A 13,019-nucleotide genomic window follows, 5' to 3' on the forward strand; every position below is an offset into this window, starting at 1 on the left:
GCATCCTATTTAAAAGAGGTGATACATATGGATTGGATGAAACCGATAGAACGTACTGATATTCCAGAGGGCGATGATTGGTTGTATGAAGTTAAATATGATGGCTTTCGTTGTGAATTAAGCTGGACTGATAAAAAGATAACTCTGGCAAGCAAAAACAGTCATGACATCTCCAGTAAATTTCCTGAGATTATTAATTGGTGCAATGAAAATTACGATTACTTTAAAAATAAATTACCTTTAAAGTTGGATGGGGAACTTGTCGTTTTAAATCATCGATATCAAGCTAATTTTTCTCAAATTCAAATGCGTGGTCGAATGAAAAGTAATGATCGGATCGAAAAGCAGTCAAGTATTAGGCCTGCATCATTAATGGTATTTGATATAACTGAAATTAGAGGGAAGAAACTCACTAAAAATAATTTATCCTTACGAAAAGAAACACTTTATCAACTATTGGATTCAGTCAACGATAACAAAGTTTTAAAATACGTAAAAGCATTTACATCCATTGAGGAAATTCAGAAGGTTGTTAATGCATCTAAAAGTGAAGGAATCATTGCGAAACAAAAAAACAGTACGTATCAAAAAGGGAAGAATCATCATGATTGGTACAAGATTAAAAACTGGAGAGTGATTCAAGGTGTATTAACAGAGTATAATCCAAGTAACGGGTATTTTGCTGTTAATGTATTAGAGGGCGATGATTTAATAAACGTTGGTACGTGCAAACATGGACTACCAAAAGAATCAGTAGAAACGGTGCAAAAGCTTTTTAAGGAGCAAGGTGAGTTTTCCGATGGGTCGTATCATCTGCCACCAGCTATAACAAGTACAATCAATACTCTGGATTTATATAGTAAAGAGTTGAGAGAACCTAATTTTAGAGATATCAATCCTTCTACACCTTATACTGACTGTACACTGGATAAACTGCAGTTAGACATGGCACAGATACCTATTGAAGTTTCGAATACAGATAAGTACTTATGGCGTGATATTTTTAAAAAGAAAGACCTTTTAGTCTATATCAGAGAAATATCGCCATGGATGCTGCCATTTTTAAAACAACGTGCATTAACAGTTATTCGCTGTCCCGACGGAGTAGAAGAAGAATCATTCTTTCAAAAAAGTCTTCCCGATTACGCACCAGATTACTTAGCATCAGATGCTACTGACGATTTAATTGTATGTAATCAGTTAGAAAGCTTAGTTTGGTTAGCAAATCACGGATCCATCGAATATCATGTTCCTTTTCAACGAATCGGGCAAGTTACTCCTTTAGAAATTGTATTTGATTTGGACCCACCAGACCGGGAACACTTTTCTCTAGCAGTAAAAGCAGCCAAATTGTTGAAGCAAATGTTAGATGATTTAAACCTTGTGTCTTTTGTGAAAACGTCTGGAAATAAGGGAATACAAATATATATTCCTATCCGAGAGGGAAGTATGACATATGACGAAACAGGGGTTTTTACTGAGGCAGTAGCAAAAGTTTTGGAGAAAGCGTATCCCAAAGATTTTACGACTGAACGCCTGAAAAAGAATCGCAACGGCCGATTGTATATTGATTACGTGCAGCACGGTCAAGACAAAACGTTAATTGCTCCATATTCTCCAAGAAAAACGGAAGAAGGAACTGTCTCAACTCCTTTGTATTGGCATGAAGTGAATGAAGAATTGACTCCTATTGCATTTACAATAGGAAACGTAATAGAACGTGTACGTGAAATAGGGTGCCCGTTTGCAGGATATTTTGAAACAGGGAGCAAACAAAAACTGGATAAGATATTGAAAATGGTGAAAGATTAAAAGCCCTCACTTCATCGTAGGGCTAATCAAGTTTTTGTTTTGGATTAGGTCTATCTGCAAATTTTATTTACCGTATATTTTATTTTTATCATTTGGATACCTTTGTGCAACCCATCTATCTCCAACTTTATATATCGGCATCAATATTCATCCCTTTTTTGTTTTTTATTTTATCCCTATTGTACATTAAATAATGTGGGTAACGTTATTATTTATCATCCCCAGCACGATGGCCACCGACCAACTTAGCGCGGAACCTAGCCATTCCGCCATCAAGCAGGCTCGAAGCATGCAACAAGGATGTATATCCAAATTTTCTCCTAATATGGTCAATCGTCTGGTCAAGTTCTTCATTTTGTATTGTTTCTTCTGCAGGTTCAAATAAATTAAGTTGCAGCGACTGCTTATGTTTGAGTTTGCCGAAAGTGACGTTAACCGTTCTTACAGGTGTATTTTCTTCGTAGTGCTTGTAAAAAAGATATATAATATGTTCTTTTAATATTTTAGATGAGTCAGTTACTGGAATCTTCATCTGTTGGTTAAATCCACCCTGAACGACATCTCTGGAATAACCAATATACAATTTCACAAGACCAGTCATTAAGTAATTCTTTCTTAATCTGGCCACATTCTCATCTGTCATTTCTCGAATGACTACCTCAATTTCATGCCTATCTTTATAATCCCTGTTAAGTATCTGATTTCTGCTGAATGACGTACTTTTAGGTTTGTAAACCTCTGATAAAAGCGTTCGGTCGATTCCGTGAGCATGAAAAAAGAGTTGCTCGCCAATCACTCCGAAATTATTTTTGAGCTTACGAAGATTATATTGCGATAACTCTCCGATACTCCGGATCCCCATGCGATTTAGTTTTGCCTCCGTTTTCCCGCCAATTCCCCAAAATTCAGTTAAGGGTCTTATTTTCCAGACTGTTTCAGAAACATCTTCATAACGCCACTCGCCTATGAACCCATTCTTTTCATCATGCTTTGCCTGGTGGTCCAATGCTAATTTAGCAAGAAGAGGGTTGTCACCGATGCCAACAGTCAATACTAACCCCAACTCTCTCCATACATCATTCTGTATTTTTCTAGCTATGTCATGCGTGCTGCCAAAAAGTTTATGTGATTTGGTTACGTCGAGGAACGATTCGTCAATAGAATAAACAAGTAAATCCTCTTTCGCTACATATCGCTTAAAAATACGTAATATCTCCATATTCTTTTGTAAATACACTGCCATACGAGGCTCTACAATTTCTATGTTTGCTTTTTTTGGTATCTCATAAATCCTTGTGCCGGTTTTAACACCATATTCTTTCTTGACGCGAGGAGAAGAAGCTAAAACCAAACCACCTTGATTATCTGGTTTCGAAACAACAGCAATACGAGCATATAAAGGGTGTTGTCTACGTTCGACCGCCTCGACGCTTGCGAAAAAGGATTTAGCATCAATACACATAATATCCCGACGCGGTTCATTCCTGTAATCCATCATCATAATTTCATCCACAACAAACACCCCTTATACGAATATACGTTTGTATCTATTATATGCGTTTAATTATAAGAATATACGTTCCTATAGTCAAGAAAGTTCGGTATGTAATATTTGGAACCTGTTTAAAAAAGAAGGATATTAGTCCCTCTTTGTCGTATATGTAGTATAAAAGGAGGGTTTATTATAATGAAGAAAAAATTTAAAATCACAATTCCATTTATAGATTGGGAGGACGGTGGAAGATTTATCGATGCGTTAGATTTGCAGACAGGCATTACATACAGCTATTACGAGGAAGAATTTGAAGATATGCATCTGCCGGAAAATCAAGATGTTAAAAATTACGTCCTTAAAAGGATGCATCTGATTAAATCTGGTGCTTATGATGATGCAGAGACAGAAAAATAGAGAGGGGAGACCTCTCTATTGTAATGTGGTATAATTGGCTAAAAATAAAGTTCAAAAATTACGTATAAATGAAGTGACCTTATTTTGACCACTAATTATTTAAAAAGTATTACCAATGATTATAAAAACTATTTAAATACTTTTAATATATTCGCTACATAATGGGTAATTAAAAGAAAATAGAAGTAAAAATATCAAAGTAGTTCATGCCTGGGATGATGTAATTATCCCGCCTTGAATATTGATATAGAAGGGTTTTGGAGCTTTATAGTGTTGATGAAACTCTAAAAATATCACAAAAAGGTAACATTTTATTTTAAAATAATATCTTGAAGGACGTTTTCGTATAAAGTTTTCACTTTTGCGGAAGCGTCTTTTTTTATTTTCTTTGTGACATGTGTATAAATTCTTATTGTAGTTGGCATATCATCATACCCTACTTTTTCCATGATAGTTGCTAAGTCACCCCCTTGCTCTGTTAACATACTTACATGAGAGTGGCGGAATATATATTGTGTTGCGTACTTTTAATATTTGTATAAGCTAAAAGTCGCGTCATTCGAGTGTTAACATTTTTTGTATAAATGGATAACCGTCAACATAGTAAAAACAAAATTTGCATCATGAAACTCCTCTAATCTATCTTTAAATACGGATTGAGTTTTTAGTTGTCTTTTTTATGACTACGCAATAAATTCATGATTTCTTTCCTGATTTCAAATGTTCGAATAGAACCGTCTGTTTTTGGGGAGATCAAAACATACTTTCTTATACTATTATCTTCATTATATAAAGTTTTGGTTATCTTTATTTCATTTTTATTGAAATTGATAACAGACCATTTCAAGGCTAACGGAATCAACATTATATTTAGACGTTGAAAGTGCTGAGAGTACCTTAGAATTAGAATCAATTCCAGAAAAGGAAAGCACAATCTATGTCAATATATTCATCATAAGTTGTGCCTAAACGTTGTTGTGACAATGTTGTAAGCGTTTTATAATTATATTGAGAGGTGATAGTAACATGTTAGATCAGCGCTCGATTCGACTAGTTGAAGAATTAATGAACCATGAACAGATTACAAAGCTGGAGTTGATGCAACAGTTAAAATTATCTGATCGACAGTTGATGTATGATTTTGAGAAGGTAAATGGAATTTTGGAAGATTTCAACATTCCAAAGTTAAAAATTAACCACCAACGCTTTCAAATCTCGAAAGAAGCCAGAGAGATTTTAAGAGAAAAATTACATTCTGATAGGAGCATAGGACAATATAATTTTTCAGAGGATAACCGATTTTACATGATTTATCTCTATGTTTATATCCGAAAAGAGCCTGTATCTAATTTTCACTTGCAATCTCTGTTTAAAGTAAGTAAAAATACCGCATTAAGTGATGTACGCAGGTTGAAAAAGCATTGTCAGGAAAAAGGACTGACCTTCAGGTACAGCCGAAATGAAGGATATTGTATTGAAGGAAATGAGATGGAGAAGCGGAGAAGCGTCATTTCATGCATCCATCAATTATTAAGCCAATCTATGGGAGAAGAATTTATCATTTATATTCTTAGAGCATGGGATCAGGAAAATTTTTTAAACCGGACAAATGATGTCATGCAAAAATGGCTTGCAGAACACGGGGTGCAATTAGTAAAAACAAGAAAAATTGAATTGATTTATTATTTTACATTTTTTCAAGCAGGTGAAAAAGGAGTCCTATTCTTTTCAGAGAATGAGAAGAAGCTGTTAGAAAATCAATCATTATTTTGTTTGGTAAGTTCTCTTTTCAAACAGCTGTATGGAGAAGACAGCTCTGAAAACGAAATATATCTGATAACGATTTTATTATTAACAGCAATCGAACATATTCAACGAGTTGACAACCCAGGACTTTTAACATTATCTGAGAAGATTATTGAAGAATTTGAAAAAAATACGCTCCTTCCTGTGAAGAATAAACAGCTTTTAAAAGAGAGTTTGTTTAATCATTTAGTGCCTGCATATTTCCGAATTTTATTTGAAATTCCTTTTCATAATCCGTTGTCGACGACGATTCAATCAGAGTATGCTGAGCTATTCCAATTTGTAAAACGCTCCTTGTCGCCATTAGCAAGTTGGACAAAAAAAGAAATAAGTGATGATGAAATTGGATTCTTCACCATGCATTTTGGCAGTATTATTGATCGCCAAAATACAATGGAGATTGGGCGAATTACCGGATTAATTGTCTGTGCAAATGGAATCAGTTCATCCATGATGCTGGCTTCTCAGCTGAAAGAATTGTTTCCTGAAATTTATTTCTCTGAGGTGTTTAATGGGGATCAATTTACAGATATATCTGTACAAAACTATGATTTAGTATTTTCAACCATACCGGTAGAATCTCCAAAGCCGACATTTGTAGTGAAGCCTTTGATGACCCTGGTGGAGAAAAAACATTTACTACAATCGGTTTATAGACATTTTCCTAATTTATCGAGTCAATCAAAGCATTTGATGATTGATGAGATTATGAGTGTTATCAAAAAAAATGCAACAGTCACCAATGAAGAAAAACTGTACGGAAATCTCGTTCAATTATTTTACGCAACAAGTAATCAGAAAGAGGTGTATAAACCGATGTTATCCGAATTACTAACCGAAGATATGATTCAATTTACTGAAGAGAAACTTGACTGGGAAGAAGCAATTCGTAAAGCTTCTATTCCATTACTTGATCAGCATATTATTCAAGAATCATATGTAGAGGCGATGATAAAAAATGTGAAAGAATTAGGAACTTACATCCATGTTGGCAAGGGTGTAGGTATTCCACATGCAAGACCTGAAAATGGTGTGAATAAATTGGGGATGTCGCTGCTGAAGTTAAAACAGCCCATTGCATTATTAGGTAAAGAGGATCATCAAATTGATGTATTCATTTGCTTAGCTGCAGTGGACAATGAAGCGCACTTAAAAGCTTTGGCCCAGTTAACCAAAATATTAGGGAATAAAACTTTAATTACCCGTTTAAAAGAAACAAAATCTATAGATGAAATTATATCTATTATCCAAGAAGGAGAGAAGGTATTATGAAATTTTTAACAGTGTGTGGGTCAGGATTAGGTACAAGTTTTATGGTAGAAATGAATATTAATCAGATTCTACAAGAATTAGGTGTAGAAGGTATAGAGGTTGCTCATTCAGATTTGAGTTCTGCAACGCCTGGAGATGCGGATGTCTTTTTCCTTGCTAAGGATATTGCTGATGGCGGAGGTCATTTAGGTGAGGTTGTGGTTTTAGAAAGTATTATTGATATGGATGAGCTGCGTGAAAAAGTAGAGAAAGTGGTGCGTGAAAAAGGTTATCTATAAAAACTGCTTAACTGAAAAAGGAGGTTTTCCATATGAGTACAATGATTGATATTTTAAGTGAACCGGCAATACTCGTAGCTTTAATTGCTTTAATTGGATTAATTGCTCAGAAGAAAGGTCTTGCGGATACTGTAAAAGGAACGACAAAAACCTTTGTTGGTTTCCTCGTCATTGCAGCTGGTGCTGGTATTCTATCCGGGTCATTAACGCCGTTTGGTGCCATGTTTGAAGAAGCTTTTAATGTGTCTGGAGTAGTACCAAATAATGAAGCTGTTGTAGCTTTGGCGTTAACCGAGTATGGAACAACAACAGCCCTGATTATGTTTTTTGGGATGATCGTTAATATATTAATTGCCCGTTTCACCAGGTATAAATATATCTTCTTAACCGGACATCACACGCTTTATTTAGCTTGTATGCTGGCAGTTATTATGGCAGTTGCCGGTTTCGACACATTCGGGTTAATTGCAGCAGGATCGGTAGCTTTAGGGATAGTAATGACATTATCCCCAGCAATTTTACAGCCTTTCATGCGTCAATTAACGGGAAACGATAATGTTGCGTTAGGTCATTTCAGTGCTGTTGGATATGCTGCGAGCGGATTAGTTGGAAAACTATTTAAAGGAAGTAAAGAAAATTCTACAGAAAATATTAAATTTCCGAAAGGTTTAGGTTTTTTACGCGATAGTACAGTAAGTATTGCTTTAACGATGGTAGTAATGTACTTGATTGTTGCATTTTTTGCTGGACCAACATTTATTGAAGCAGAATTAAGCGGGGGCACAAACTTTCTTGTATTTTCATTAATTCAAGCAGGTACATTTGCTGCAGGGGTTTACGTTATTCTTTCAGGAGTACGTCTAGTTCTAGCAGAAATTGTACCAGCATTTAAAGGTATCTCTACAAAGCTTGTTCCAAATGCAAAACCTGCATTGGATGTACCGATTATTTTCACTTATGCACCTAATGCCGTGTTAATTGGTTTTTTTGCAAGTTTCATAGGCGGTATTGCAAGTATGGTAATCATGATTTTCTTAGGAGGAGTAATTATCCTTCCTGGTGTAGTTCCTCACTTTTTTACTGGAGCAGCAGCTGGAGTGTTTGGTAATGCTACTGGCGGGTTTAAAGGATCGGTAGCAGGTTCATTTGTAAACGGGATTATTATTTCCTTCTTGCCAGTATTCTTAATGCCGGTACTTGGAGATTTAGGTTTTGCAAATACAACTTTCTCTGATGCAGATTTTGGCGTATCAGGTATCTTCTTTGGAAGTCTGGCAAACTATGCAGGGCCGATTGCAATTACGGTTAGCTTGGCAGTAATTATTCTTCTGATGATTATTCCAGGAAAAAAGAAAAATAGTAATCGATCAGAAGAAACGAAAGTAGGTTAAGCCAAAAGTACGTTGTAGAACAAGTACATATAGTTGGAAAATATATGCACTTGTTCTATCACATCATAAAAGAGAGTTAATCTTATATTGGAGGTAGATTTTTAATGACAACGAAAGATTATACCATTTCTGAACTATCCATCAATACCATTCGAACATTAACAATTGACAGTGTAGAGAAAGCTCAGCATGGGCATGCAGGAATGCCAATGGGAGCGGCACCAATGGCATATGCATTATGGAAAAAACATTTAAGTATTAACCCGGAAAGCCCAAGCTGGTTTAATCGCGATCGATTTGTGCTTTCTGCTGGGCATGGGTCTAATCTTCTCTATAATTTATTACATCTATCTGGGTATCCTATTACTATCGAAGATTTAAAGCAGACCAGGCAGTGGGGAAGTAAAACACCTGGTCACCCGGAATATGGAATTACTCCTGGAGTAGAGGCAACCACAGGTCCACTGGGTCAAGGTATTCCAGTAAGTGTTGGAATGGCAATTGCAGAAAAGCATTTAGCTGAAATATATAACAAGCCTGACTATAAAATGATAGACCATTATACGTATACGATTTGTGGTGATGGCGATTTAATGGAAGGTGTTTCCTATGAAGCTATTTCCCTTGCAGGACACCTTCAATTAGATAAACTTATTGTTCTCTACGATTCTAATGATATCAGTTTAGATGGCGATTTAGATATTTCGTTTAGCGACCATATTCAAAAACGTTTTGAAGCAGCTTGTTGGCAGTATCTAAATGTTGAAGACGGTAATGATGTAGAAGCAATTACAAAAGCAATTGAAGAGGCGAAACAAGATAAGGAACGTCCAACTGTTATTGAAATAAAAACGACAATTGGATATGGCTCTCCGAACTTACAAGGAACACATCATGCACATAGTGACCCATTAGGTAAAGAGGAAATTGAACGTACGAAAGAAGTATACGGATGGGAATATGAACCGTTCCATGTACCAAAAGAAGTATATGAGGATTTTGCAACAATTAAAGAAAATGGAAAGACCGCTGAAGAGAAATGGCATAAAATGTTTGAAATCTATAAAACGGATTATCCTGAACTTGGAGAACAGTTAAACCGCATTGTAAAAGGAGAGTTAGCTGATGATTGGGATATAGATCTTCCTACGTATTCCTCAGAAGATACACTTGCAACACGTGTTGCATCAGGTAGTACATTGAATAAATTAGCAGAAAAGCTACCTGAATTAATAGGTGGATCTGCAGACTTAGACTCCTCTACGAAAACACGTTTAACAAATGAGGGAGATTTTAAAAGAGGTCAATATCAAGGAAGGAACTTGCGTTTTGGAGTTCGTGAGTTTGCAATGGGAGCGATTGCTAATGGTTTAGCACTTCATCACTTGCGCCCATTTATTAGTACTTTCTTTGTATTTTCTGATTATTTACGTCCGGCTATCCGTTTAGCATCATTAATGGAGCTCCCAGTGACTTATGTGTTCACACATGATTCTGTTGCGGTAGGACAGGATGGTCCAACACATCAACCAATCGAGCATTTAGCATCTTTCCGCGCAATGCCAGGATTGTCCGTTATCCGCCCGGCAGATGCAAATGAAACGAAAGAAGCTTGGAAACTTGCAGTAGAAAATACTTCTCAACCAACGATGCTTGTTCTTGGCAGACAAGGTTTACCTACACTGAAGAATTCCGCAGAACTTGCTAAAGATGGCGTGAGAAAAGGTGCTTATGTGGTTTCTAAATCGGTACAAGAACCAGAAGGAATTTTAATTGCTGCCGGTTCAGAAGTCAACCTAGCTATTGAAGCCCAAAAAGAATTAGAAAAGCAAGATATATTTGTTAATGTGGTAAGTATGCCAAGCTGGGATCGCTTTGAAATACAATCGGAAGCCTATAAAGAGAGTGTTCTTCCAAGAGGTATAAGAAAACGTGTTTCTATTGAGATGGGCTCTAAACTTGGATGGAGAGAATATGTTGGAGATAGCGGGATTGTAATGAGTATTGATTCATTTGGGGCCTCAGCTCCTGGTAACGAGGTTATTGAAAGGTATGGATACACTATAGAAAATGTAGTTAATACGTATAAGTGTCTTTGAAGGAAATAAGTCTGGCTCAAAAGTATTTTGAACTGGCAAATTTTAAACTTATGATTTGCAGGTAATGGTTTCAGAAGTTATTTCCATTGACGAATAAGTAAACCAATTTATAAAAGCAAAACTAAGGGGTTCACCAAAAACTTTGGGAATGCCTTAGTTTTTTATGCTGATATATTGTACGGTGTGTCTTCTGCATTTTGTTGTTTCTTAAATAATTCTTGCCCTGTGTTCAAGTATTGTTCCTTTATTTAAATTGAAATTTTATGTCTAAATAATGGCATATTTTCTCAAGCACCTTGCTATATACGATAATGACTTTCAGAAATAGATTGTAATCTGATTTTATCATATAATTTAAGTATGGATTTATAAATGGTTGTCAAAGTGTATTATGAATTATATCAGTCTTTTCATTGTATGTTTCTCCTTTAAACTATCAAAAACGTAAATTTATTAAAACAGTCAGGATGAAATTTGATTGGATGTTAATAAGCTATAAATTAGTCTGTTAAAGGGAAAATTATACTGAAAGCAGAAAAACCAAAAAAACCCCCTTTTGAAATTCCCCACCCAATATGATAGTTTAATAGAAGACATATTTATTTTAAAATTTTCTGTATATTAAATAGAAATCAGGTGTTGAATTGAAAAAAATACATATCCTCTTATTTATTGTAATGCTGTTTTGGGGATTCAACCTTTCCGCTATTAAGGTTTTGGTTACTGATATTGATCCGATTTTAGTAACAGCGCTCCGTATTTTTGTTGCGGGGGCTGCGGTGCTTTTAATTTGTTTATTTATGGGTCATTTTCGATGGCCGAATAAAAAAGAATGGAAGGTTATCCTTTATGTCGGGATATTTAATGTTGTCCTCCATCATACGCTGCTGAGTGTCGGGTTAAAATATACCTCTGGTGTAAACAGCAGCTTGATTTTAGGGACGGGACCATTATTGACTGTTTTATTAGCGATTTTATTATTAAAACAGCGTGTTCCGAAATTGCGTTTATTTGGATTTGTTTTAGGGTTTGCTGGTATTTTTCTGACGACGAGTTCAGGTGGAGGTTTTCACAGTATAGCAATAGGTGATGTGATTGTCTTTTTTGCTGTTTTAGTGCAGGCCTTCAGCTTTATTTTAATAGGAAAATACCATGATGATTTCGATTCGATATTGAGTACAGGTTTTATGCTTTTCCTCGGATCGGGTTTTATCTTTCTGACGAGTCAGCTTTTTGATAATCAAGTTTCCGATTTAACCCAGCTGTTCTCATGGAAGCTGGGGCTGGTTTTTCTCTTTAGTTCCCTGTTGTGTACGGCCTTTGGTCATATTATTTATAATTTAGCGATTAAGCAGGTAGGTCCTGCGGAAACAACGCTGTTTATGAATCTGAATACTCTTTTTGCAATAGTTGGTTCTGTACTGTTCTTAAATGAAAGCCTGACATTATTTCATATCATTGGATTTGTTTTCATCCTGTGCGGGATATTTGTCGGGACAGGAACATTGGAGTATATATTATTAAAACGAAGAGGAAAGTTTGTTGCTAAGTAAGTGGATAGATGTGCTTCCTGATTGATGTGCTTTTTTTGAAGCAGAGCGAATAACGGAGTATAAAGCTGTTTAGACTAATGGATGTATAAACATACTCAAAAAAAATGAACAGGAAAAAATCCATATGATCATTAAAAAAACAATCCAAAAAGCAGGCATGCATCATCCTTCTTCATGGGTTCTTCTCCAAAAATGGGAGCATCTGTTATTTATCCATCTGCCAGTATCACGGGATGCTTTAGCAGCCCAGTTACCCAAAGGAGTAGAACTGGATACTTATGATGGACAGGCGTGGATTAGTATTGTTGCTTTCAAAGTAAGCAAGAACCGTTTTCGCTATCTGCCTGGAACCCCTTTTCTGCGCCCAATGCTGCAGCTGAATGTAAGAACGTATGTAAAAAGAAATGGAGAAAGAGGCGTTTATTTCTTTACGATGGATACGAATAAATTCGTTGTCGTTTTAGGAGCAAAAATAGTACATGCTCCTTTTCTTCATGCAGATATGAAAATGGAGACATCAGCTGATGCCTATTATCTGGAGAGCTCACGTAGAGGAGAGGTGGCGGCTAAATTTCAAGCAAGCTATACGCCGGTGGAAGCAGCTTTTTATCCGGAAACAGAAAGCCTTGATTATTGGCTGTTGGAGCGGTACATCTTCTGGTCATATAAAAAGGATTCTTTATATCGCGGGGATATTCAGCATAAGCAGTGGCAAGTCCAAAATGCAGAAGTCACTTTAGAAAAGCAGACGATGGTTTCCTTTTTATCGAAAGAACTTTTAGGTGGAAATCCAGTTATCCATTATTCCCGTTCTAAGGTTGCGTTCAATGGGATGATAAAAAGAGTAGAATAAGGTGTTGGTTGAGTGATAAAGTTGGTTTTTAACGAGATGATTAGGG

9 protein-coding genes are annotated in these 13,019 nt (G+C 36.0%); 8 read left to right on the forward strand and 1 reads right to left on the reverse strand.

Translation table 11 applies throughout. From position 1 onward, the window contains the following. Positions 1–27 precede the first annotated feature (27 nt). Entirely contained in the window at positions 28–1,812 is a 1,785-nt protein-coding gene (locus ACW0TQ_RS08270; protein ID WP_256705885.1) for a DNA ligase D, read from the forward strand. Between the two features lie 208 nt (positions 1,813–2,020). Here the strand turns inward: ACW0TQ_RS08270 and ACW0TQ_RS08275 are convergent, their stop codons facing one another. Then, complete coding sequence (locus ACW0TQ_RS08275; RefSeq protein WP_455725532.1) at positions 2,021–3,325, reverse strand: Y-family DNA polymerase; 1,305 nt, start codon at positions 3,323–3,325, stop codon at positions 2,021–2,023. Between the two features lie 174 nt (positions 3,326–3,499). On the opposite strand from ACW0TQ_RS08275, the gene ACW0TQ_RS08280 reads away from it, so the two are divergent. The 7 genes from ACW0TQ_RS08280 to ACW0TQ_RS08310 all read left to right on the forward strand — a co-directional run bounded on the left by ACW0TQ_RS08280 (position 3,500) and on the right by ACW0TQ_RS08310 (position 12,973). Next, positions 3,500–3,721: a hypothetical protein gene (locus ACW0TQ_RS08280; RefSeq protein ID WP_193063025.1), complete on the forward strand. Its 222-nt coding sequence runs from the start codon at positions 3,500–3,502 to the stop codon at positions 3,719–3,721. Between the two features lie 1,026 nt (positions 3,722–4,747). Then, positions 4,748–6,799 (forward strand): PTS sugar transporter subunit IIA, encoded by a 2,052-nt coding sequence (locus ACW0TQ_RS08285; protein ID WP_368901712.1) that lies wholly within the window; start codon positions 4,748–4,750, stop codon positions 6,797–6,799. Beyond that, positions 6,796–7,077: a PTS sugar transporter subunit IIB gene (locus tag ACW0TQ_RS08290; protein WP_042532541.1), complete on the forward strand. Its 282-nt coding sequence runs from the start codon at positions 6,796–6,798 to the stop codon at positions 7,075–7,077. The genes ACW0TQ_RS08285 and ACW0TQ_RS08290 overlap by 4 nt, the downstream gene beginning before the upstream one ends. Before the next feature lie 32 nt (positions 7,078–7,109). Further along, positions 7,110–8,468, forward strand: a complete 1,359-nt coding sequence (gene ulaA / locus ACW0TQ_RS08295) for a PTS ascorbate transporter subunit IIC (RefSeq protein WP_042532542.1) — start codon at positions 7,110–7,112, stop codon at positions 8,466–8,468. A gap of 104 nt (positions 8,469–8,572) precedes the next feature. Beyond that, positions 8,573–10,567 carry a transketolase gene (tkt, locus tag ACW0TQ_RS08300; RefSeq protein WP_042532544.1) on the forward strand — a complete coding sequence of 665 codons (1,995 nt, stop codon included), beginning with the start codon at positions 8,573–8,575 and terminating at the stop codon, positions 10,565–10,567. A gap of 644 nt (positions 10,568–11,211) precedes the next feature. After that, positions 11,212–12,120, forward strand: a complete 909-nt coding sequence (locus tag ACW0TQ_RS08305; protein WP_341172724.1) for a DMT family transporter — start codon at positions 11,212–11,214, stop codon at positions 12,118–12,120. 124 nt (positions 12,121–12,244) lie between these two features. Further along, positions 12,245–12,973, forward strand: coding sequence for a YqjF family protein (locus ACW0TQ_RS08310; RefSeq protein ID WP_256705889.1), 729 nt, complete (start codon positions 12,245–12,247; stop codon positions 12,971–12,973). Positions 12,974–13,019: the final 46 nt, after the last annotated feature.

Source organism: Oceanobacillus sp. M60 (assembly GCF_053839645.1).

Bases quoted from the DNA above. Each gene is read 5' to 3' on its own strand.
- tkt (WP_042532544.1), top strand. From the start codon at position 8,573: ATGACAACGAAAGATTATACCATTTCTGAACTATCCATCAATACCATT.
- ACW0TQ_RS08310 (WP_256705889.1), top strand. From the start codon at position 12,245: ATGATCATTAAAAAAACAATCCAAAAAGCAGGCATGCATCATCCTTCT.
- ACW0TQ_RS08280 (WP_193063025.1), top strand. From the start codon at position 3,500: ATGAAGAAAAAATTTAAAATCACAATTCCATTTATAGATTGGGAGGAC.
- ACW0TQ_RS08290 (WP_042532541.1), top strand. From the start codon at position 6,796: ATGAAATTTTTAACAGTGTGTGGGTCAGGATTAGGTACAAGTTTTATG.
- ACW0TQ_RS08285 (WP_368901712.1), top strand. From the start codon at position 4,748: ATGTTAGATCAGCGCTCGATTCGACTAGTTGAAGAATTAATGAACCAT.
- ulaA (WP_042532542.1), top strand. From the start codon at position 7,110: ATGAGTACAATGATTGATATTTTAAGTGAACCGGCAATACTCGTAGCT.
- ACW0TQ_RS08270 (WP_256705885.1), top strand. From the start codon at position 28: ATGGATTGGATGAAACCGATAGAACGTACTGATATTCCAGAGGGCGAT.